Genomic DNA, 22,636 nt, shown 5'->3' with positions numbered 1-22,636 from the left:
AGCAAGCCACCCTCTCCGCGGCCCTGGAGCGCGCGGAGCTTGCCGTTGCCCGGCACGCGGCCGACGCGGAAAGACTGGTAGCGGACCTGCGCGGGCTTGCCGCCGCAGCATCCAAGGATATCGAAGAGGCCGACGACCTTCTCCGTGATCTTCGCGAACGCAACCGGCTGGAAGGCAGTCTCGCGCAATGCCGCAGCCGCTTCGTCGAACAGGCGGATGGCGCAAGCGAAGACGAGGCCCGTGCCGCACTCGTCGGCTTCGACAGGATCGCCGCCGGCCTGGAAATCGAGCGCCTGGATGCCGAGGATGCCCGGCAGGTCGAGCGGATGAAGGCGCTTGGCATTGCCCAGGCCGATAGCGAGCGGCGCCGCCGCGAGCTGGAAACCGGCATCGGTGCCGAGCGCGCCGTCTTCCAGAAGCTCGCCGCCGAGGTGGAGGCAAAGGAGCTGGCGCGGCGTTGGGTGGTGCTGAAGCTCGCGGCCGGCCTTCTGGCCAGCTCGATGGAAGCCTATCGCGAACGCCAGGCCGATCCGGTCATGCAGCGGGCAGGGCAGGTTTTCGCCGATCTGACCGGCGGCCGCTTTTCGCGCCTCGTCCAGGTCTATGACGAAAAGGACGAGCTGCAGCTCGCGGTCGAACGGAAAACCGGCGAGCAGGTGCGGCTTCCTGGCTTGAGCGAAGGCACCGGCGATCAGCTTTATCTGGCGCTGCGGCTTGCCTTCCTGGAGGACTATTGCAGTCGCAACGAGCCGGCGCCGCTGATCCTCGACGACATCTTTCAGACCTTCGACGACGAACGAACTGCGGCCGGCATTCGGACCCTGGCCGCCGCCGGCGAAAGATTTCAGACCGTGCTCTTTACCCACCAGATGAGCCTGGTCGAGACGGCGCGCCGCGAGCTGGGGGGCGGGCTCGACCTCATCCAGTTGGAGCGAGCCTAAACACCTAAGAGGCGGATTGCGGCTGAGACGGGCTGCGCAACGCCAGGCAGCCGACCGGCATGCGATAGGTCGGCGTTGCCCATCTGTCCGGCGGGGCCGATGGGCGTTCGCCACAGCCGGCCGTCTGTCGGCGCGGCAGGATCAGCAGATTATAGCGCCGTGCGTCGGTGATCTCCCGGCTGAACGTCATCCGGTAGTTTTCGACGATCGAGCTGAACTCGGTGCGTCCCGCAAGTTTCTCGATCAGATAACTTCGGGTTTCGGGCGTCATCGGCAGGCCGAACCGCTCGGTGGCACGAATGGCTTCACTGAGCACCGCAAGCTCCATGGTCAGGTCCGTCAGGCTAACCTTGATGCGAAAGCTGCTGACCATGTCGGGCTCCGTACCGCGGACCTGGATGAACATCGCGGTCGGTTCAGGCGCATTCCCGAATTCCTCGAAGAACAGGCATTCCCAATCGTGACCCGAACGGGTGAAGGTAGGTGCCGTGCCCCTGTCGTCTCGTAGCAGATCGCAGCGTTCGTCGGCGGAAAGCACCTCGGTCTTCTCGAACACCGCCATCCGCTCGAGGCCCGCCTTGAGGAGCCAGGGTGGATAGTGTTCCGCCGGTGGCAGCGATCTATGCCTGTCGATCCGCAAGGGTGGCGCCGGTGGCGCGGGGAGAAGGTATTGCTCCAGCGCGAATTGCCGGACGAGCCGCTTGTAGTTCCGGCCATTGTTGACCGTGAGCACGATCGTCACGAGGGCGGCCAGCACGACTGCAAGGAAAAAGCCGAAAACCAGAACAGCCGAACGCTGCCCGCGGCGCCGATCGGTTGGTGTCAGTCTGTCTGCCTTACCCTCCTCCGGCATGGCTCCGCTTCCGATCGGGGATGGCCCGGCATTCGGCCCCCGCCGCCGACATAACACGCTTCTCTGGCTCGATGATCAAGCCTCTGCTGTTTGGAGGTGTCGGCTCGCCCGATATCCAGATTTTAGAGGAACGAGAAGCGGCCGCCGTCGATCTTGAGGACCGTCAGCCTGCCGGAATAATAGGCGCCCGTATCGATGCCGATCCGGCCGGGTCCGAAATCCGGTTCCGGCTGCGGCGTATGTCCGTGGATGACGAGAAGCGGCAGCTGCGGTCCGGTCGCAAGAAAGGCGTCCCGGATCCAGAGCATGTCTTCCTCGGTCTGCTGTTTGAGCGGTATCCCAGGCCTCAGGCCTGCGTGGACGAAGACGAGTTTGCCGATCGTCAGGCTGACCGGGAGATTGGCGAGGAACTTTCTGTGCGGCACAGGCACGGCTTCCATCAGCAAGTCGCCGAACCTGGTGCCGCGCTTCTTGCCGCGCGCGCCGAACTGGTATGGGTCCAAGCCGTAGGATAGCAGCGTTTGTTCGCCACCCATTCCCAGCCATTCGGAATAACGTTCCGGATCGTCCACGAACCTCATGAAAATATCGTCATGGTTGCCGCAGAGCGCAATCCGCCTCAGACCGTGTTCGCTGGGCCTGATCAGGTGCTCGAGGACGTGGCTCGATGCGGGTCCGCGATCGACATAGTCGCCGAGCAGAATGACCATTCCGGGACGGCGGTTCTCCGACATGTCATGGGCAATGCGGGCCTCGGCGTCCCGAAGTTCGTCGATACAGCCATGCACGTCGCCGATCGCGTAGATCGGATAGGAGGGCGGGTTGGTACCGAGATCGATCCGGCGGCGGCGGGGCCTGATCGATCTGGCTGGCCGGCGTCTTGAAAACCAATCCGTCAATTTTAACATGCTTACTGCCATCCGCCCGATATGGAAGATCCTGCCGACAATGAGAAGTGGATGCCCGAAGGAGTGTTAACAATGTCCGAAGCCCAGACCTCTGGATGCGGGTATCGGCAATGTCACCGTCATCTGCGAGACAATTCCGAACCTGACAAGGCCGCTCAGCGGCGTTCATGGCAAGGGGAGTGTATTTTGTGGATAACCAACGATTAACCAACCATGTGGTTGATTCGCAACAGTACGCGGATTTTTGATTCGCCGCCTGCTTACCCCTTAGAATCACCGGGTCCGCCCATCGACTAAACCGATACCATACTTTGGGTTGTATGGCGGGGCGTATGGTTAGTTCGTTGGGTGCTGTTTTAACGCTTGCTACTGTTGCGTTTCTGTCCGGCTGCACGGGGCTCCCGAGGTCCGGTCCGGATCCCTCCGCCGTTGAAGCCAATGCAACCGTGAAGGCTTTCACCGCCACCGGCAACAGGGTCGGCATCGACTATGCGCTCGTCGACATCAATCAGTCCGTCCTCGCCCATCTGCCGAAATCGACCAGTCCTAACCTGAGCGCCGGTTTCGGCTCTGGCAGCAGCGGCCCGCCGCCGCTCACACTCGGTGTTGGCGATGTCGTTCAGGTCTCCGTGTTCGAGGCGCAGAGCGGCGGCCTGTTCATTCCCGCCGATGCCGGCGCCCGTCCGGGCAATTACATTACCCTGCCGAACCAGACGATTGGTCGTGACGGCACATTGAGCGTCCCTTACGCGAACAAGGTGAAGGCCGCTGGCCGTCCGGTCGATGCCGTGCAGATCGATATTGCAGAACGGCTGGCCAACCGCGCCATCGAGCCGCAGGTGGTCATCTCGACGGTGACGAGCCGTTCGATGGGCGCATCGGTCCTTGGCGACGTCAAGCAGGCGAAGAAGATCGAGCTCAGCCCAGCCGGCGAACGCATCATCGACGTGATTTCCGAGGCAGGCGGTTTGAGCATCCCCAAGGAAGAGGCGACCGTCACGCTCCAGCGCCGCGGCCGCAGCGTCACCGTCGCCTATCGGACGTTGAGCGAGCATCCGCGGGAGAATATCTATGTGCAGCCGGGCGATACGATCTTCGTCGATCGCAATCGCCGGACCTTCCTGGCCTTCGGCCTGACCGGCGAAAGCGGACGCTTCGATTTCGACGATTCCAATCTGTCGCTCGGGGAGGCTTTGGCGAAGGCCGGCGGGTTGCTCGACGACAAGGCGGAACCGCAATCGGTCCTGCTCTACCGCCTCGTGGAGCGTGATCTTCTGCGCAATATCGGCCTCGACGTCAGCCGGTTCAGAGCGCGGGAGGTACCGGTGGTCTTCCGCGCCAATCTGCGCGACCCGGCCGCGTTCTTCGCCGTCCAGCAATTTCCCATGCAGGACAAGGACGTGATCTATGTATCGACGGCCGATGCGGTCGAGCTTGTAAAGTTCCTTACCATCCTCAATTCGGTCACCGCCTCCACCCGGGATATCGCGAGTAGTCATGATGCCTGGCGCGACTGACATCCAGGCCGCGTGCGGCCGCTCCGGGTCGGTTTGGGCTGCTGCGCGCATCTGTCGGGTGGTGCGATGAACCAGCGGCCGGTTTTTCTCACTCGCCACCAGCCGGAGCCCCACAACGAGGAAGCTCCGGAACTGGACATGGACGGCCTCATCGCCATCGTTCGGCGGCAGTGGCGGGTGGTCGGCCTCTGCGTCGCGGTCTTCCTGGCACTCGGCATCGGCTACCTCCTCACCGCCGTGCCTCGGTATACCGCCAGGACCAGCGTCCTGATCGACCGCGGCAACCGGCAGGTCGTCGAGCAATTGTCGACGATCGGCGGTGTCATGGACGACGAGGCCTCGGTCCTCAGCCAGGTCGAGCTGCTGCGTTCCGAGACGATAGGCCTGTCGGCGGTCGACAGGCTGAAGCTGCAGGACGATCCGGAATTCATGGCCGCCCGCCGCAACCTGATATTGGCCGTGGCTTCGGCCTTGCGGTCGATGCTTCAGGTCGGGCAATGGCTGCGAGGAGACAGCCAGTCCGGTCTCGATCAGATCGAGGCAAATCGCCGTCAGGCACTTGCCAACCTTCTCGGCAATATGAAGGTTTCGCGGGTCGGGCGTTCGTATGTCCTGCAAATCGCGTTCACGGCCACATCGCCGCGCCTTGCCGCAGCGGTCGCCGGCGCGATTGCGGATGCCTATCTGACCGACAAGCTCGATGCCAAATACGATGCCACAAGGCGGGCCGGCACCTGGCTGCAGGAGCGCATCGAGGAACTGCGGCAGCGCTCGCTGGAATCGGATCTGGCAGTCCAGAGATTTCGCGCCGCCAACGGCCTTGTTGTTGCCAATGACAAGCTCGTTTCCGACCAGCAGCTTACTGAAATGAACAGCGCGCTGATCGTAGCGCGTGCCGATACCGCCAGAGCCCGGGCGCGTTCCGAGCGGATCGAAGCGATCATCGCGAGTGGCGAGAGGGACGCGATCGTCACCGACGCGCTGGACAGTTCGGTGATCAGTTCGCTGCGCGAAAAATACCTGGACTCGTCGAAGCGCGAGGCCGAGATATCGAGGCGGCTGGGGCCGGACCATGTCCAGGCTTTCCGCCTTCGCCAGGATATGGCGGAATATGACCGGCTGATGTTCGACGAGATCAGGCGGATCGCCAGGAGCTATCAAAGCGAGCTGGAGGTGGCCCGGTCGCGCGAGCGCCAGATCACGCAAGGGGTTCGCAACGCCACCGACATCAGCGTCACCGCAGGGGAAACGCAGGTACAGCTGCGGGAACTGGAACGGGCGGCGGAAACCTACCGGAACCTCTATCAGACTTTTCTGCAGCGATATCAGGAGGCCGTGCAGCAGCAGTCCTTTCCCGTCACGGAAGCGCGGATCATTTCCCGTGCGGTGCCGCCGGCAACCGCCAGCGAGCCGCGGCTGTCGCTGGTGCTTGCGCTTTGCCTCGCGCTCGGCTGCGGCGTCGGCGGAGCGGTCGGGGCATTCCGCGAGTTTCGGGACCGGTTCTTCCGCACCGGCGAACAGGTGAGGGATGTTCTGGGCTTGGAATATCTCGGCTCGGTACCACTGGTGGAACCGCAGCCGGGCGGAAGCTCCCCGACGGAGCCCGTGAAGGGGGAGGTCTGGAGGAAGAACGGGCTATCGGCCTTTGCGCTGGCGCATCCGTCTTCCGCCTTTGCCGAAACGTTGCGCAGCGCCCGGATCGCGGCGGACGTCCATATCGACAGGCCGCACAGGATCATCGGCATCGTTTCGATGCTGCCGGGCGAGGGTAAATCGACGATCGCTATGAATTTCGCCCAGGCGCTGGCCGGGAGTGCGAGGACACTGCTGATCGATGCGGATCTTCGCAATCCGGGTGCCACCAGGGCGCTGGGCCAGCATACGGAAGAGGGGCTGCTCGAAGTGCTGCTGGAAGGCCAGACGCCGGCCTCGGCGATGTTGATCGATCCGGAGACCGGCTTGAGGTTCCTGCCCGCGGTCGTAAAGCGGCGGACACCTCATTCGTCGGAACTGCTGGCATCGGCCGCCATGGCCAGGCTGCTGGCGCAGATGGCCGGCGACTTCGATTATATCGTCCTCGACCTGCCGCCGCTCGGGCCCGTCGTCGATGCAAGGGCCATCGCCCCGCGTGTCGATGGCTTCATCATGGTCGTCGAATGGGGCGAGACATCCCGAAAAGCCGTGAAGGATACCCTGAATGCGGAACCGCAGATCGCCGGCCGTTGCCTCGGCGTCATCCTCAACAAGGTCGATGCCGCCAGAATGAAGCTTTATGAGGGATACGGTTCGTCGGATTATTACGCGTCGCGTTACACGCAGTACTACCATGAAACGCATCCTGATCCGACGCCGGTTTCCATCGGGGTCGCAACCAGGATCAAAACGGCAGGGGAGAAGCCTGACGACAGCCGATGATCTTTTCTGAAGCGTTTCACTGCAATGTTTGGCATAAGCCCGAGATGCTACGAATCACTGTATGTCTCGGATTCGCCGCATTCCGGGGGACATCACAATGGTGTTCTCAGTGCTTGCGACTGGCACATTGCGCGGATAGACGTGCACGTTTCACTTAAAGACTGACGGGTTCCGTTAGGGGGATATGATGACTGGAAATGTGAAGAGCAACGGCAAGGTAGCATTGATCACCGGGGTAACGGGCCAGGACGGCGCTTACCTTGCGGAACTCTTGCTGTCCAAGGGCTATACCGTCCACGGCATCAAGCGGCGCTCTTCCTCGTTCAACACCAACCGCATCGAGCATCTCTACGAGGATCCGCATGTGGCAGACCCGCGTTTCATCCTGCATTTCGGCGACATGACGGATTCGACCAACCTCATCCGCGTCGTGCAGGAAGCCCAGCCGGACGAGATCTACAATCTGGCCGCTCAGAGCCACGTGCAGGTCTCGTTCGAGACGCCGGAATATACCGCCAATGCCGACGGCACCGGCACTCTGCGCCTGCTCGAGGCGATCAGGCTCCTCGGCCTTTCCAAGAAGACCCGCTTCTACCAGGCCTCGACCTCCGAGCTCTATGGCAAGGTGCAGGAAGTGCCGCAGAGCGAAACGACGCCCTTCTATCCGCGTTCGCCCTATGCGGTCGCCAAGCTCTACGCCTACTGGATCGTCGTCAACTACCGCGAGGCCTATGGCCTGCATGCCTCGAACGGCATCCTGTTCAACCACGAAAGCCCGATCCGCGGCGAGACCTTCGTCACCCGCAAGATCACCCGCGCGGCCGCCGCCATCCATCTCGGCCTTCAGGAACGCCTCTTTCTCGGCAATCTCGACGCCAAGCGCGACTGGGGTCATGCCCGTGAATATGTGCGCGGCATGTGGCTGATGACGCAGCAGGACGAACCGGACGACTACGTCCTGGCAACCGGCGAGACCCACACGGTGCGGTCCTTCGTCGAAAAATCCTTCGCCAAGGTCGGCATGCCGATCGAGTGGCGCGGCGAGGGCGTCGAGGAGAAGGGCTACGACACGACATCCGGCGAATGCGTCGTGGCGATCGACCCCCGCTATTTCCGCCCGACGGAAGTCGACCTTCTGATCGGCGATCCCACCAAGGCGCACCGGAAGCTCGGCTGGAAGCACGAGACAAACCTCGATCAGCTGATCGCCGAAATGGTCCGGGAAGACCTGAAGGTGATGGCGCGCAACGTGCCGACCGCGGGTGGCAACAAGGGTCTCTCCCATGCCTGAGACGATCTACAGCCTTGCGGGGAAGAAGGTCTATGTCGCGGGACATCGCGGCATGGTCGGCTCGGCGATCGTTCGCCGTCTGGCCTCGGAGGGCTGCGAGATCCTGACGGCGTCGCGCGGTGATGCCGATCTGACGCGCCAGGCGGAAGTCGAGGCCTGGATGGAGAAGAACCGCCCGGACGCAGTGTTCCTGGCGGCCGCCAAGGTGGGCGGCATCCTCGCCAACGACACCTATCCGGCCGATTTCCTCTACGACAACCTCATCCTCGAGGCGAACATCATTGAGGCCGCCCACAAGGTCGGCGTCGAAAAACTGATGTTCCTCGGTTCGTCCTGCATCTATCCGAAATTCGCCGATCAGCCGATCGTCGAAGAGTCGCTGCTGACGGGTTCGCTGGAGCCGACCAACGAATGGTATGCAATCGCCAAGATCGCCGGCATCAAGCTTTGCCAGGCCTATCGCAAGCAGCATGGCAGCGACTTCATCTCGGCCATGCCCACCAACCTTTACGGCCCCGGCGACAATTTCGACCTGAAATCCAGCCATGTCATGCCAGCGCTGATCCGCAAGGCGCATGAGGCGAAGACCGGCCACCTTCCGGACATCACCGTATGGGGCACCGGCACGCCGCGCCGCGAATTCCTGCATGTGGACGATTGCGCCGACGCCTGCGTCCATCTGATGAAGACCTATTCGGCGGAAACCCATGTCAATGTCGGTTCCGGCGAGGACGTGACCATTCTGGAACTCGCCAAACTGGTGTCCAAGGTCGTCGGTTTCCAGGGGGATATCTCTCATGATCTCACCAAACCCGACGGCACGCCGCGCAAGTTGATGAGCGCGGCCAAGCTGCGGGCGCTCGGCTGGTCGCCGAGGATCGGGCTGGAGCAAGGCATAACCGATGCCTACCAAGCCTTCCTCAAGGGCGAATATCTTGAGCGCAAACGCGGAGATGCTGCCTGATGACAGCAGCCGCCCAGCCCCTCAGCGACGAATGCGAACAAACGTTCGACGCCGCACCAGGGCTGGCCACGGCAGCTGCCACATCGCCACGCAAAAGCGTGGTCGTCTATGCGATGAACTACGCGCCGGAAACGGCCGGCGTCGGCAAATATACCGGTGAAATCGCCGAATATCTCGCCGCCGAGGGCATGGACGTCACGGTGGTGACCACCCCGCCGCATTATCCCGGCTGGTCGGTCCAGGCCGGATATCGGAACCGCTATTCTTCAGGCATCGAAGGACGCATCAAGGTGCTGCGGTCGCCATTGCTGCTGCGACGAAAGATGAGAGGTATCTGGCGGCTTCTGGCGCCGCTCTCCTTCGCGCTCACCTCGGCGCCTTTGGTCTTCTGGCAGATCCTGCGGCATCGCCCGGTCACGGTGTTCTGCGTCGAGCCGACGCTGTTTGCCGCGCCCGCGGCACAGCTTGCCGCCAAATTGGTCGGCGCCCGCACGGTGCTCCACGTCCATGACATGGAAGTGGATGCGGCATTCGCCGTCGGGCATCTGAGTTCCAGGACCTGGCTGAAGAGGCTTGGCCATGCCTTCGAGCGCGGCGTGCTCGGCCGGTTCGACCAGCTGGTCACCATTTCCAACCGCATGGCCGAAGGCCTCGCCCTGAAGCACGTTCCGGCCGCCAAACTATCCGTTGTCCGCAACTGGGTGGATCTCGCTCAATTCCATCCGATGGAAGACGTCAGCCCCTACCGGGCTGAACTCGGTTTCGGCCACGAGGATTTCGTCGTTCTTTATTCAGGCAGTATCGGCGCCAAACAGGGCCTGAACGTACTGCTCGAGGCGGCCGAGCGTCTGAAAGACGAGCGGCGCATTCACTTCGTCATCTCCGGCGAGGGGCCGCAGAAGCCGGAACTTCAGGACCGTTACGGCCATCTTGAGAATCTCCGTTTCCTGGCCTTCCAGCCCTATTCGCGGCTGAACGCGTTCCTCAACATGCCAGATCTGCACGTGCTGCCGCAGGACAGAAGCGCCGCCGACCTGACGCTGCCGTCGAAACTCGGCGGCATGCTTGCCTCGGGAAAGCCTGTCCTCGTCACCGCCGACGAGGGCACGGAGCTGGCGCAGTTCGTCGGGAGCGCCGTTTATCTTACTCCGCCCAACGATGCGGAAAACCTGGCAGCCAACATCGTCCGTGCCATGTCGGAGCGGGACGAATGGCAGCCGCATTCCCAGACGGCTCTCGTGCAGAGCCTGTCGAAACGGCCTGCCATCATCGCCATCAAGCAGTTGATCGACGGCGGCAGTCCATGAGGGTCGCCGGCCACGTCCTCGCCTACAACGTCGATCGTTTTCTGCCGCACGTTGTCGAGAACTGTGGCCGTTTCGTCGACAAGATCTTCATCGTCCGGCCCGAGCGTCCGTGGGCCTATCTGCCCGGCTCGCGCGCCACGAGGACAAACCCCACGACCAGGGAAAAGGTGGACGAGGCGATCGCCTTCGCCCGCGCAAAGGGCGTGAGTTGCGAGATCGAGGTGATCTGCAGCGACTTCGAAACCGAGGAAGAAACCCGCAACGACTGCCTCGACCGGGCAATCCGCGAAGGTTACGACTGGCTGGTCATCCAGGATGCCGACGAGTTCTATCTGGATAGCGGCTGGGAAACGCTGCTCAAATTCATGGCGGCGGACGGCAGGTATGACCGCATCCTGACGCCATGGCACAATTTCTGGAAAACGCCCGAACTGGTGCTGACCAGCGGCGATGACTCGATCAGGGATGTCAACGCCGGGTTCGCGATCCGCTGCAAAAGCGGCGTTCACTTCGATACGGCCCGAAAGACCACCCCCGCTGCGACCATCCTTATCGATGCGCCCTGCTACCACTACGGCTACGTCATGAGCGACGCCGAGATGTGGGAAAAGATCACCAGCTGGGGACATGCGCATCAGGTGAATGCGCAAAAATGGTTCCGGCTGAAATGGCTGGGATGGACGCCCGCCCATTCCTACCTCCATCCGGTCACGCCGCTATTCTGGCCAAAGGCGATCCGCTTTCCCGGCAGGCAACCCGCCTTCGCCTCCCATTTCATGAACCCGGACCAGGAAACCGCGCCGCTTGGTTTCATCGATTTCCTGGAAAACATGCTTGCCGACCATGCGACGGACGTTCGCATCGTCGCGCGAAAATTATTGAGAAGGTCAACCGTGTAGCCGTAGGTCGCGTTTTCGATGAGTGTGTCAGTACGGCTAATCTCGGGCTCGATCGCCAATGGGGCGTTGCTTGCCGCCAATATCCTGATCCAGACGATCAGCGTGCCGATCATGCTCGGCTGGTGGTCGGCACAGCAATTCGGGCTCTGGGTCCTGCTGCAGACGCTTTATTCCCTCTCCGTCGTCTTCGACCTCGGCCATCAGAACTACCTCGGTTACGAGTTCCAACGGCTCGGCACCAGGGATGCCGTAAGACGGGACTTCGCCTCGTCCATCCCGGCCGCCATTCTGCTGGGAACGATACTCCTGTGCTTCTGGACGGCTGTCCCGGCCTTCGGATGGGCCGACGCGCTGTTCGGAGATTTTGTTCCTGCGGAGCTGATGGACGACCTTTCAGGCTCGATGACCGTCTATGCGCTCACCTGGCTCGTCACCAGCTCCGTCGGCGGTATCCTCGGGCGGGCGCTCATCCCTTTCGGCTATTACGCGAGAATGGCGTGGTGGCGGTTTGCATTGCTGGTCGGCATCAACCTCGCGGCCCTCGCGGCAGTCCTTTCCGGCGGTGACGTCCTCGACGCTGTCATCGCCTCGTCGGTTGCCAACGTGGCCGTCAACATCGCCATTCATGTCGACTGCTTCCGTCTCTGGCGGCGCGAAGAAATCGGCTTCGCCGTCCCCGATCTGCGCAGGGGCTGGTCCAACCTCACGAGGGGCCTGTTCCTGTCGCTTCGCGAACTGCTCGCCGTCGGAAACCAGCAGGGCATCCGGCTGCTGATCGCGCCGCTCGCCGGCGTCAGCCTTCTCGGTGCGTTCACCGCGACCCGGACGCTATCCAACATCGCGACGCAGGGCATCAATGCGCTGGCAGGTCCGGTCGAGCCCGAGCTCCTGCGTTATCTGAGGGAAGGGAAGAGCGAGCCGGCGGAAGCTGCGGTCACCCTCAGCTGGATTTTCGTGCTGGGCGTCATCGGTCCGGGGTGCATTCTGCTCCAGTGGATATCGCCCGGCCTTTTCCTGTGGTGGACCCGTGGCAATTTTCACCTCGACCCACTGCTGTTCGGTTCGCTCTGCGCCTGCATCATCGTCTACGGTTTCGCCCAGCCGATGGTTTCGATTGTCCGGGGGAGCAACATCCTGCTGCCGCAGATCGTCGCGAACGGCACCTCTCTGCTGATCACGGCGATCGGTTGTTATCTGACGTTGACCTCATGGGGGTTGCCGGGCGCCGGCTTTTCGCTCCTGGCGGCCGAGAGCGCCAGTTTCCTGATCTATGCCGGAGCCGCCTGCGCCGTGCTCCGAAAGCTGCGGTTGACCTTCCCAATCCATGCCTTTGCCATATCCGCTTGCGGCTGCATCTCGGCCATCGCCGGACTATTCGCCATGGCGATCTGGCCGCAGTCGGTCGGCTTGTCATCCGTTCCCGCCGTGATCGGCTCGCTGCTGGCGGCGTGGATGGCCTACCGGTCCCTGCCGGCCCACATGAGGGCGATCCTTCAAAGGCATTTTCCAAACCTCTCCCGCAAGCGGGCGGCTCTCACGGGGGATCGGCCATGACGGGGAGCGGAAGTTCGGCGGACGGCAATGCGATATTGGGCATGCGTACGATGCCCCGGCCGGGCCGCGGCAATTCCCGCTTCGTCGCCAAAGCCCGCTGGGGCGCCGCCTTTCTGATCCTGCTTTGCACGATGCTCCAGTTCGCCATATCGCCTGATATGACCAACGCGTTCTGTGCGGGGACGGTCGGTTTGATCGGCACCTGGGCATTCACCTACTGCACCGACCCGAGACGGATCGAACGGTTTACGATCTCGACGCTGGTAGTGCTCGGCTTTCAGGTCCATTCGAGCCTGGCCGCCCTGATCGTCCAGACATTTGCCTGGAAACCGATCACCTTCAACCTCGAGGCGCCGGTAGTCACTTTTTCCGTTTTGGCACTTCTGCAGCTATGGGCGATGGCGCTGCACTGGTTTTATGCGCAGTCGCGGGTGATGCGGATCGCGACGATGGCGATCCGCCAAAGGATGTTTGCGCCGCTCGGCCTCTATCACTCGCCGACAAACCGGCAATTGTGGTGGATGGGGCTGCTGGGGTCGTTCGCCTCCTGGTATACGAACGCCGACCGCTGGGGCGAGGACAATTTCGGCGATATCGCTTTCAAACTGCTCGCTGGCCTGTCGCAATTCTCCGTCGCCCCCTTCCTGATTCCTATCGCCAGCTACCTCATCGATCCGACGGACCAAAAGCGCTCGGTCAACTGGCTCGCGCTGACCGCCTACAGCGCCCTGACACTCTATATCGCACTGGCGCGCAACAGCCGCGGCGTGTTCGCGGTCAACGTCCTGACCGTGCTGATCTGCCTCGCCATCGCAGTGATGATAGGGCGTTTCATCCTGACGAGGCGGCGGGTGATCTGGCTCGCGGTCGCCGTCCTGCTCAGCCCCATCCCGGCCGGCATCCTCTCTGATCTGGCGACCGCCATGGTCATTGCCCGCGACGACCGCTCGGACATCTCATCGCAGGATCTCGTCTTGTCGACCATCGGCACGTATTTCGATGGGGAGGCGCTGCAGTCCCGGCAGGAGGCGGACCGGATCCTGGCCGAGGGCAGCTATAACGAGATCTATGTCGACAACCCGCTTCTGGCCCGCTTCGTCTCCACCAAATACATCGACCATAACATCGCCCTTGGCCTTTCGCTGTCGCAGACCGGTGAGGGGTTGGCGCGTGAAAACGCTTTCAATCAGCTGCTATTGCTGCTTCCGACGCCGGTCCTGAATTTTTTCGCACCCGAACTCGATAAATCCGGCAACGCCTTTTCGTCCGGCGATTATTACAACTTTCTGGTGACCGGCGATGAACTGGGGGGATACCGCACCGGCTCGTCGATCGCCGACGGCTTCGTCGTGCTCGGCGCGTTTTACGTGGTGGTGTTCGCCATCTTCGCGTTGGCGAATTTCATTGTCGGCGACGCGCTGACGATCCGGATGCGGGACGGACATGTGCTGCTTTCGGCTCTGGCCGGCATCTGCATCGTCCGCTTCTTCATGAACGGCCTCATGGACGAATCCGTCGCGGTCCAGGCCGGCAACCTTGTCCGGGCGGTGCCGCAGACGGTGCTGCTCTACGCGCTGATGTTCTGGCTGACGAGGGGCGTGAAGCTGAGATGAGGCTCCTCTTTATCGGCGCAGAATCAGGCACCAGCCTCCAGCGGGCAGCGGCATTCGGGCGTATCGGCTTCGATGTTCTGCACCTGTCGCCCTATGCCCTTCTGCCTTCCCATTGGGCGCCGTGGCTGAACAGGGCAGGCGGCCCCGGCATCGATCGCCTCGTGGCAAAGGGGCTCGGCAGGCGGATCGGCGGGCAGCGTTTCGATTTTGCCCTGGTGGATTGCGGCGACGTGGTCGGGCGAGCCGCCATGAACGTCATCCGCACGGCGGCGCCGATCGTCGTCAACTACAACGCCGACAATCCCTATCTGAACCCGTCTTCGGAACGCCTTCGCTGGAGCATTTTTCACCGCACCCTCCCGCACTACGATCTGGTCGTCGCGGTGCGCCGTAACGGCATCGAGGAGATGATGGCGAGGAGAGGTGCAAGACGGATCGAGACGATCTGGCAGTGTGCGGACGAGGTCGTGCATCGCCTTTTGTCGCCGACGCTGGAGGAAAAAAGCCGATGGTCGTCCGAGGTCGCTTTCGTCGGCACATGGATGCCCGGCCGCGGCGCCTTCATGGCGCGGCTGGTCGAAAGGGGCGTGCCGCTCGCGATCCACGGGTCCCGATGGAAAAGAGCGCCGGAATACCGGCTGCTCCGCCCGTTTATCCGCTCCGATCACCTTGAAGGTTCCGACTACACACGAGCGATCGCCGAAGCGAAAATTGCTCTGGTTCTGCTGAACGGCCAGAATGCCGACCTGCATACGACGCGCTCCGCCGAAATTCCCGCCATCGGCACCGCCATGTGTGCGCCCCGCACTCCGCATCACCAACAACTCTACAAGGAGGGTGAGGAAGCGGTCTTTTTCGACGGAGCGGATGACTGCGCGCAGACTTGCAAACGCCTGCTGGCGGATGACAGGAGACGCCAAACGATCGCCGATGCCGGCCACCGGCGCACGTTCGCGAACGGGACCTATAACGAGGTCCTGGCCCGGCGGATCGTCGACCAAGTCGCTGAGATAACGCGAGGCGGCGTCCGATGAGAAAGACGGAGGCGCACGATCTCGGCATTCTGTTTCTGGCCCTGGACACTTACGGCCGGATAGGCGGCATTCAGCGCTTCAACCAACGGGTTATCGCTGCCCTGGCGGAAATCTCCGGCGACAACGGCTGGAAGCGGCCGGCCATCCACATCATGCGCGATGGCAAGGCTGACATTCCCGAAACCACGGCGGCCGCAATCCGTGCCTTTGGCCGTCGGCGCCTGGGCTTCATCGTTCATTCGGCTGTCGCTGCCCTCAACTGCAAAATCCTGTTCCTCGGGCATATCAACCTTCTGCCTGTCGGGCTCATCTGTAAGCTGCTCTCTCCAAGAATCAAGCTCGTGCTCTTCGTCCATGGCGACGAGGTCTGGAACGATCCGGCCTACCGCCGCATGCGGTTTTATGAGCCGTGTATGGCGAGAGCCCTCAGCCGGATCGCCTCCGTCAGCACCTTCACTGCAAGCCGGATGCAGAAGGCGTTCAACCTTCCCGCTGGAAAATTCACGCTCTTTCCGAACGCCGTCGACGACATCGACCGGCGGCCCCAAAAGAGCGGCCGGAACATCCTGACGGTCGCTCGGCTGGATCAGCATGACCGCGGTAAGAATATCGACGCCCTGATCAAAGCGGTGGCTCTGCTCAAGCGCTGGAACCTGGAGTGTGTCCTCCAGATCGTCGGCGAGGGGCCGCTCAAATCGGAACTGGCGTCGTTGGCCTGGGAGCTTGCGGTCGAGGACAGGGTCGAATTCCTTGGCCGTGTCTCGGATGCGAGGCTGGCCGGGATTTATGCGCAAGCCTGCCTGTTCGCGATGCCCTCGTCCAAGGAAGGGTTCGGGATCGTTTTCTTGGAGGCCTGGCTGCACGGCCTGCCGGTGATCTGCGGTACGCAGGATGCGGCCGTGGAGATCATCACCGATGGGGTCGATGGGTTTGCCGTGAACCCATCGGATACTGAAACGCTGGCCGCGAAAATCGCAATGCTTCTCGCCGATCCGGGCATGGCAGCGGCGATGGGAGGGGCGGGGGCTGAAAAGGTGCGGTCCCAATATCTCATGGAGCACTTCAAAGGAAATCTCAAAAAAATCATCGCGGAGCTGCCATGAGAATCCTCAACATCATCGCCAGCGCCGATCCCGGAACCGGAGGCCCGATCGAGGCGCTGCGGCTGACTGGACTACAGATGGCGCGTCTAGGCCATGCGGTGGAAGTCGTCACGCTGGACAAACCATCGGCGGCTTACGTGAAAGAGTTTCCCTTCCCCGTTCATGCCTGCGGGCGATGGACCCAGAGATATGGCTATACGCCGGAATTGGCACGCTGGATCGCCGCGAACGCGGATCGTTTCGATGCGACGATCATCCATGGCCTTTGGAACCATGCCTCTGTCGGCGGCTGGTCGGCCCTGAGGCGAGCAGGCCTGCCTTATGTCGTCTTCACCCACGGCATGATGGATCCATGGTTTCGCGAAACCCAGCCGCTCAAACACCTCGCCAAACAGGCGTTCTGGCTCGCCTGGCAGGGCAGGGTCCTGCGGGATTCAGCGGCGGTCCTTTTCACCTGCGAAGAAGAGCGCCGCCGGGCGCGCGGCGTCTTCCGGGGCTATAGTTACGCGGAGCGTATCGTCGCCTTCGGCACGGCCGATCCGCCGGCAGGGGTAGAGAGCCAGCTTGCCGCATTCCACCGGCTTCTGCCGGAATTGAAGAATAGGCGGTTCCTGCTGTTCCTCGGCCGTTTCCACGCAAAGAAGGGCTGCGACCTCCTCGTCGAAGCCTTTTCGAAGATCGCCGCGTCCAATCCCGATCTCGACCTGGTGATGGCGGGGCCGGACCAATCCGGGTTGAAATCGCAACTGATTGCCCAAGCCGCCAAGGCCGGCATCGCCGATCGCATCCATTGGCCGGGCATGCTGGCGGGCGACGCCAAATGGGGCGCCTTCCGCGCTGCCGAGGCCTTTGTCCTGCCGTCGCATCAGGAGAATTTCGGCATCGTCGTCGCGGAAGCCATGGCCTGCGCAACCCCGGTCCTGTTGACCGACAAGGTCAATATCTGGCGTGAAGTGCAAACGAGCGGCGGCGGCCTCGTCGGCCCCGACACGTTGGAAGGTATCGAAAGCCTTCTCCGATCCTGGCTCGCCCTCTCTGACGGCGACAAAAGCGCCATGCGCGCCCATGCCCGCGCGGGCTTCGAACGCCATTTCCGCATCGAGGCGGCGGCCCGCGATCTCATTACCGTTCTGCGCTCTATCTCTCCACGAGGCCTTCATGAAGCCGCTTGACGCGAAGACCTCCAATCCGCGGCTGGGAGCCCCCAGTTTTCCGCTGGGGCATCGGCTGTTCCGACTTGCGTGGACCCTCGTCTGGAGCCTTTTCGGCCGCTGGACACCGGTGCCGTTGTTTGCATGGCGCCGGTTTCTGCTGCGGCGCTTCGGAGCCCGGATTGACCGGACGGCGCGGATCTATCCCGGCGTCGAGGTCTGGTATCCGCCGAACCTCGCCATGGCCGCGTATTCCTGTCTCGGAAGGGGTGTGAACTGCTACTGCATGGATCACATCGAACTTGGCATCCACGCAACAGTCTCCCAGGGCGCCCATCTGTGCACCGGCACGCATGATGTCGACGATGCCGATTTCCAGCTGGTCACGAGACCCATCGTCGTCGATGCAAATGCCTGGATCGCTGCGGAAGCGTTTGTCGGGCCGGGCGTCACTGTCGGGGAGGGCGCGGTGCTCGGCGCCCGCGCCGTTGCCTTCCGCAACCTCGATCCCTGGACGATCTATGCCGGCAATCCGGCCCGAGAATTGCGGCGGCGCTTCGAGCAGGACAGGCCGAGCATCTTTCCGGTGCGGTCGAACTCCTGATCGGGACACGTCGTCGAATGGCCAGCCTCGCCGTCCTCATCCTCACCTATAACGAAGAGCGCCATATCGCCCGCGCGCTGCAAAGCGTCGCGCCCTTCGCGTCTGAGGTCTTCGTCATCGATTGTTTCTCGACCGACGGCACGGTCGAGATTGCCCGGTCGCTCGGCGCAACCGTCCTCAGTAACCCCTGGATCAATTATTCCAGGCAGTTCCAGTGGGGGCTCGACAATGCGCCGATCACGGCCGACTGGATCATGCGGCTCGACGCGGATGAGGTGATCGAACCTGAACTGGCGGTGGAGATCACTGAGGAGCTTCCCGCTCTCGCTGCCGATGTCGCAGGCGTGAACCTCAAGAGAAGACACATCTTCCTCGGACGCTGGATCCGCCATGGCGGACGGTATCCGCTCATCCTCACCCGCATCTGGCGGCGGGGGCAGGGACATGTCGAGGACCGCTGGATGGACGAGCACATCGTCGTGAAGGGCGGCCGCACAATCCTTTTCGACGCGCCGTTCTCTGATCACAATCTCAACGATCTCAGCTTCTTCACGGGCAAACATAACCGATACGCAACCCGTGAAGCTGTCGATGTGCTGGGCCGACGTTACGGCCTGTTTCCGGAGGACTTAGGACTATCGAGAGAAGCGTCGTCGCGACAGGCCACCATGAAGCGGCGCATCAAGGAGCAGATCTATAACCGGCTTCCGTTCCCTGTCGCCGCACTCGGTTATTTCCTGTTCCGCTATATCGGCCAGTTCGGCTTCCTCGATGGCCGCGAAGGGCTGATCTACCATGTCCTGCAGGGTTACTGGTACCGTTTCCTCGTCGGCGCGAAGGTCATGGAATTCGACCGGTCGCTCCGCTCGCTGGCAACGCTTGAGGAAAAGCGCGCGGCGCTGGCGCGATTGACGGGGCTGCCGCTCTGAAGCGACAGCCCGTGAAGTGCAGCGGTTCAGGCGACGCCGACACTCGGGAAGGCGGCCCAGAAGAGCGTCAAGCCCGCTCCTTCGGCGGCGACCACCAGCAGGCTTTCGCCGGCATTCAGGATATAGCCGGTCTTGCCGGAGATCTTGTTGAAGAGCTGCGTGCCGTTGGTATTGACCGTCAGATCCGCCGATCCGGCATTGACGATATGAAACGGCAGCCCCACCAGCGAGGTCGCATCCGACGAATTGGTGATCGCGGGCAGCGTGCAGACGAGGGCCGACGCGGCGTCGAAGGTGACGAGGCCGGCATCCAGCGGATGCAGCACGGTGTTTGCGGTCTTGAGCGTCGACTTCATTCCCATTCCGAAGCGGGGATAGATGAAGCTGTTGCCGCCCCTGACTTCCAGATCGCCTTGGTTTTCCCCTGCGTCGCCGCGAATGTTGAATGCCGCCAATCCGTTGCGGGTCTGATCGGTCCACAGACCTGATAGCATCGCGTGGCGGCCAATTCCGCGCGCCCCGTGAAACTGGCTGGTGGCAGAGGCTGTGTCGAAATCGGTAATCGTCGTGTTGCTGCTGTAGAACCGGCTGAAGCCGGTCGCGCGCCCGACGACGTCGGCATTCTTGTCGCCGGGCACTTCGGAGATGTTGAGGTCGCAGCCCTGCGCGTTCTCCACGTAAATCCCGGCGCCGGAGCCGCCTTCCGCATCCACGCCGAAGAAGCGTGAATTGGAGACGAACGCGCCTTCGTTGCTGGTGCCCAGTTCAAAACAGGGCATGCCCCAGGACGAGAGCGTCAGCGAGCCGCTGCCGGACGCGATTGTGGCCGGGGAGGTGAAGGACTTGCCGATCTGGATCGTATTGCCGCTCACCGATTTGACGACATGGACCCGCCCGGCGGTAATCCCGTAATTGCTGCTCGTGAACGCGACCGGCATGCGCGCCCGGAATTTGCCGCCGTCGGCAACGGCGATATTCGCCGAGCCGTTCGAGAAGGTCGCGCTGGCCACAAGTTCGGCCCGGTTGAAGGCGTTGTTCTGGATGCGGTCGACATACATTTCGTTCAGACGAGCGCCGTCTCCGCCGGCTTCGAATACGATACCCCGGCAGAGCCGATTGTCCCGTCCATCGGCCGGAATGATGTTGAAGAGCGAATCGAAGCGGCTGTTTCCGGGCATCAGCGTCGAGCCCGACAGCAACGATGCATAATACTGGCCGTTTTCGCAGAGATGCGTCCAGACCCGGCAAACGTCCGTGTGCATGAAATTGGCAAGGAATATGCCCCAGTCGCTGCAGTCGCGAATGAAGAGATCGTGGATGGCGGAAAACTGCAGGCCGATATTGTTCACTGCGCCGATGCTGATGGCGCGCGTGAAGCCGGTAAAGCCGATATGCTCGCATCGCCAGCCGGTAATGCAGTCGGCAGTGATCGTTCCGGATGGCGAGCCAAGGTCGACGTCATTGGCGGCAAAAGCGGGAAACGAGCCGTCGCCGGTAAGCACGGTGCCACCCGCGAAATCCCATCCGCTGTCCGGGAGTGTGTCGTTCAGATAGTTCAGCACCGGCTGTACCCCCTGGTAACCGACGCCGGAAGCGACCGGGAGCGGCGCCGTGAGCGTAATCACCGCATCCGGCAGCAGAATAGTGCCTCCGCCGCCTGCTGCGACCGCTGCCGCATGTACGGCCCGGATCGCCGCTTCGGTGGAATCGGAGGGAATGTAGAGTTTCGGAATTTGGCGAGATGGCATCATGTCAGTCCTCCAGGCCGATGAATCGGCGGATCGTGAGTTGGCTGATGGTGAGCTGATTGTTTTCTGCGTCGGCAAGCGCATTGCCTTCGGCATCCATCAGGGTGAACCCGTCGCCTTCGGGCGGCTCACCGCCGCCGATGGAAAAAGTGCCGGGACCGGTCAGGGAAAGTCCAAGATCCAGCATCATCTCCTCCCGCCGCGAACGCTCGCCGTCCGGCCCCCGCCGATTCGAACGCATCCGGCACCTGTGGCGTTAGTTCCGTGTCTGAAGTGGCGCTTTCCCATTCCTGTCTCCTCGGTTTCAAGCCCGGCCGATCGGTTAACTGCCGGCCGGCATTTCAGGACCTGATTTTAGGAACGGGTTGAGGAGCGGGGACGAAGTGTTGGAAAAGATTCCCAAAATGATCGATGGCACGCCGATGCGCTCGCCGGCCAAACGCCTGATATGTCTCACGGGTCGGAGGCTGTAGGGCGTTCGGAATGGAGCGAATTGTCGCGCTCGGAGCTGATATTCTTCCCCGGTGACCAAGAGAAGTCGATTGCGATGGGTGCGTTCCGCGAGAAGCTGTGAACGCGATGTCCACCCTGATGCGAGCCGCCGGTAAAGGTCGCAGCTTTTCTTTTCGTCTCAAATGCGCATCATACCTCAGCATGAGGGGCGATGATGAATCTCGACGCAATAAAGCAGGACGTTCTTTCCAAAATAAAGAACATTGCAGAGCGGGACGGAAAAGCCCCGGGCAGCGAACGATTTCAGGCGGAGACGGGAATAAAGCCACATGAATGGCGCGGGAGATTTTGGCGACAGTGGAGTGACGCATTAACGGAAGCCGGTTTTGCCCCCAATTCCCTACAGACCGCATTCTCCGATGATGACCTGCTGCAACCCGTTTTAAGCATCGCCAAGGCCCTTGGACGCTTTCCGTCCACCGGTGATATCCAATTTGAAATGCGCAATCGCACGGAAGCGCCGGGACCGAAGACCATACTTGCGCGATGGCGAATGGCTGAACTGGCGTCGGCACTTGCGGACTACGCTGAACGGCACGGAGAGCAGAAAGTTGCGGGCTTTGCGCGCTCGTATGTTCCGCCACGCCAGAGTAGGAATGAAGATGTCGACATGCCCAAAAGTGCCGTCGGCCACGTCTATATGCAGCGCCATGGCTCGGATTACAAAATTGGCTACACTAAATCATTGAACAAGCGGGGGCGGCAAATCCAGATCGAGCTTCCGCGGGAGATAGAGCTTGTCCATTCGATCCTCACTGACGACCCGGTAGGCGTCGAAGCATATTGGCACAGGCGATTCGCAGCAAAGCGGATACGGGGGGAATGGTTCAAGCTGACTAGGGCCGACATTGCCGCGTTTAAACGATGGTCGAAGATTTGGTGAGGGGGACTTGATGGACTGGATATTGCCGCTAATCGGTGGTCTTGGTCTTGGTCTTGGTCTTGGTCTTGGATCGCTGTTGAAGTCCGTCATTGACCATTTCAACGCCCGCCGGGCGTTGACGCAGGATAGGCTCTATCAGGAGAAGCGCGAAGCCTACCTTGGACTTCTCCGCACTAACGTGAGGTAGCGTTTAGCGGACCAGTGGAATCAATGCGCACCGATCTAAGGCGCTAGGCTGTTTGATCCCGGCATTTGATGGTGCATCATTTTCCTTGGCATGGAGGGAAGCACTATGGGTCAGGTTTTACATGGGAGCGCCACGACGACAGAGGCAGTCCGTCGAGCAATACAGAATAGTGAAGAGAGCCTGAGAGCGCTTTCGAAGCGGTATGGGATCAACCAGAAGACG

General features: G+C 61.9%; 19 protein-coding genes and 1 pseudogene. 16 read left to right on the top strand and 4 right to left on the bottom strand.

Going from position 1 to position 22,636, the window contains the following annotated elements; translation table 11 throughout:
• Positions 1 to 941: ATP-binding protein (locus MOV63_RS26975; RefSeq protein WP_405029389.1), on the top strand; the 941-nt coding region annotated here is incomplete at its 5' end.
• Between the two features lie 4 nt (positions 942 to 945).
• Here MOV63_RS26975 and MOV63_RS26970 read toward each other — a convergent pair.
• Together MOV63_RS26970 and MOV63_RS26965 are read right to left on the bottom strand one after the other, a co-directional pair.
• Positions 946 to 1,794, bottom strand: coding sequence for a DUF6030 family protein (locus MOV63_RS26970; protein WP_247038516.1), 849 nt, complete (start codon positions 1,792 to 1,794; stop codon positions 946 to 948).
• A gap of 122 nt (positions 1,795 to 1,916) precedes the next feature.
• Positions 1,917 to 2,702, bottom strand: coding sequence for a metallophosphoesterase (locus MOV63_RS26965; protein ID WP_247038514.1), 786 nt, complete (start codon positions 2,700 to 2,702; stop codon positions 1,917 to 1,919).
• A 446-nt stretch (positions 2,703 to 3,148) separates the two neighbouring features.
• On the opposite strand from MOV63_RS26965, the gene MOV63_RS26960 reads away from it, so the two are divergent.
• The 13 genes from MOV63_RS26960 (at position 3,149) to MOV63_RS26900 (ending at position 19,083) form a co-directional block, all read left to right on the top strand.
• Positions 3,149 to 4,219 carry a polysaccharide biosynthesis/export family protein gene (locus tag MOV63_RS26960; protein ID WP_247038512.1) on the top strand — a complete coding sequence of 357 codons (1,071 nt, stop codon included), beginning with the start codon at positions 3,149 to 3,151 and terminating at the stop codon, positions 4,217 to 4,219.
• 138 nt (positions 4,220 to 4,357) lie between these two features.
• A complete protein-coding gene (locus tag MOV63_RS26955) occupies positions 4,358 to 6,634 on the top strand; it encodes a polysaccharide biosynthesis tyrosine autokinase (RefSeq protein ID WP_247038518.1) in 2,277 nt (758 codons plus the stop codon).
• 184 nt (positions 6,635 to 6,818) lie between these two features.
• Positions 6,819 to 7,925 carry a GDP-mannose 4,6-dehydratase gene (gene gmd, locus MOV63_RS26950; RefSeq protein WP_371412543.1) on the top strand — a complete coding sequence of 369 codons (1,107 nt, stop codon included), beginning with the start codon at positions 6,819 to 6,821 and terminating at the stop codon, positions 7,923 to 7,925.
• Positions 7,918 to 8,889, top strand: coding sequence for a GDP-L-fucose synthase (locus MOV63_RS26945; protein ID WP_247038511.1), 972 nt, complete (start codon positions 7,918 to 7,920; stop codon positions 8,887 to 8,889). The genes gmd and MOV63_RS26945 overlap by 8 nt, the downstream gene beginning before the upstream one ends.
• Complete coding sequence (locus MOV63_RS26940) at positions 8,889 to 10,196, top strand: WcaI family glycosyltransferase (protein ID WP_247038509.1); 1,308 nt, start codon at positions 8,889 to 8,891, stop codon at positions 10,194 to 10,196. Before MOV63_RS26945 ends, MOV63_RS26940 begins: the two co-directional genes overlap by 1 nt.
• Positions 10,193 to 11,095 (top strand): hypothetical protein, encoded by a 903-nt coding sequence (locus MOV63_RS26935; RefSeq protein ID WP_247038507.1) that lies wholly within the window; start codon positions 10,193 to 10,195, stop codon positions 11,093 to 11,095. Before MOV63_RS26940 ends, MOV63_RS26935 begins: the two co-directional genes overlap by 4 nt.
• A gap of 18 nt (positions 11,096 to 11,113) precedes the next feature.
• A complete protein-coding gene (locus tag MOV63_RS26930; protein ID WP_247038505.1) occupies positions 11,114 to 12,649 on the top strand; it encodes a lipopolysaccharide biosynthesis protein in 1,536 nt (511 codons plus the stop codon).
• A gap of 41 nt (positions 12,650 to 12,690) precedes the next feature.
• Entirely contained in the window at positions 12,691 to 14,262 is a 1,572-nt protein-coding gene (locus MOV63_RS26925) for a hypothetical protein (RefSeq protein ID WP_247038503.1), read from the top strand.
• Positions 14,259 to 15,296, top strand: coding sequence for a glycosyltransferase (locus MOV63_RS26920; protein WP_247038500.1), 1,038 nt, complete (start codon positions 14,259 to 14,261; stop codon positions 15,294 to 15,296). Before MOV63_RS26925 ends, MOV63_RS26920 begins: the two co-directional genes overlap by 4 nt.
• A 152-nt stretch (positions 15,297 to 15,448) precedes the next feature.
• Complete coding sequence (locus MOV63_RS26915; protein ID WP_247038499.1) at positions 15,449 to 16,399, top strand: glycosyltransferase family 4 protein; 951 nt, start codon at positions 15,449 to 15,451, stop codon at positions 16,397 to 16,399.
• Positions 16,396 to 17,571, top strand: coding sequence for a glycosyltransferase (locus MOV63_RS26910; RefSeq protein ID WP_247038497.1), 1,176 nt, complete (start codon positions 16,396 to 16,398; stop codon positions 17,569 to 17,571). The genes MOV63_RS26915 and MOV63_RS26910 overlap by 4 nt, the downstream gene beginning before the upstream one ends.
• The gene (locus tag MOV63_RS26905; protein ID WP_247038495.1) at positions 17,558 to 18,154 is read left to right on the top strand and encodes a putative colanic acid biosynthesis acetyltransferase; all 597 of its coding nucleotides are present in this window, start codon (positions 17,558 to 17,560) and stop codon (positions 18,152 to 18,154) included. Before MOV63_RS26910 ends, MOV63_RS26905 begins: the two co-directional genes overlap by 14 nt.
• Positions 18,155 to 18,171: 17 nt before the next feature.
• Entirely contained in the window at positions 18,172 to 19,083 is a 912-nt protein-coding gene (locus MOV63_RS26900) for a glycosyltransferase family 2 protein (RefSeq protein WP_247038493.1), read from the top strand.
• Positions 19,084 to 19,109: 26 nt separating this feature from the next.
• Here the strand turns inward: MOV63_RS26900 and MOV63_RS26895 are convergent, their stop codons facing one another.
• A complete protein-coding gene (locus tag MOV63_RS26895; protein WP_247038491.1) occupies positions 19,110 to 20,834 on the bottom strand; it encodes a hypothetical protein in 1,725 nt (574 codons plus the stop codon).
• 1 nt (position 20,835) lies between these two features.
• The gene (locus MOV63_RS26890; RefSeq protein ID WP_247038489.1) at positions 20,836 to 21,021 is read right to left on the bottom strand and encodes a hypothetical protein; all 186 of its coding nucleotides are present in this window, start codon (positions 21,019 to 21,021) and stop codon (positions 20,836 to 20,838) included.
• A gap of 474 nt (positions 21,022 to 21,495) precedes the next feature.
• Between MOV63_RS26890 and MOV63_RS26885 the strand changes: the two genes are divergently transcribed.
• Together MOV63_RS26885 and MOV63_RS26880 are read left to right on the top strand one after the other, a co-directional pair.
• Entirely contained in the window at positions 21,496 to 22,227 is a 732-nt protein-coding gene (locus tag MOV63_RS26885) for a GIY-YIG nuclease family protein (RefSeq protein ID WP_247038487.1), read from the top strand.
• A 292-nt stretch (positions 22,228 to 22,519) separates the two neighbouring features.
• Positions 22,520 to 22,636: pseudogene (locus MOV63_RS26880) on the top strand (IS481 family transposase); the annotation flags it as partial.

Origin of the sequence: Neorhizobium sp. SHOUNA12A (assembly GCF_023006505.1) — a bacterium.
GTDB lineage: Bacteria > Pseudomonadota > Alphaproteobacteria > Rhizobiales > Rhizobiaceae > Neorhizobium.
This window is presented reverse-complemented; position numbering and strand designations above follow the sequence as displayed.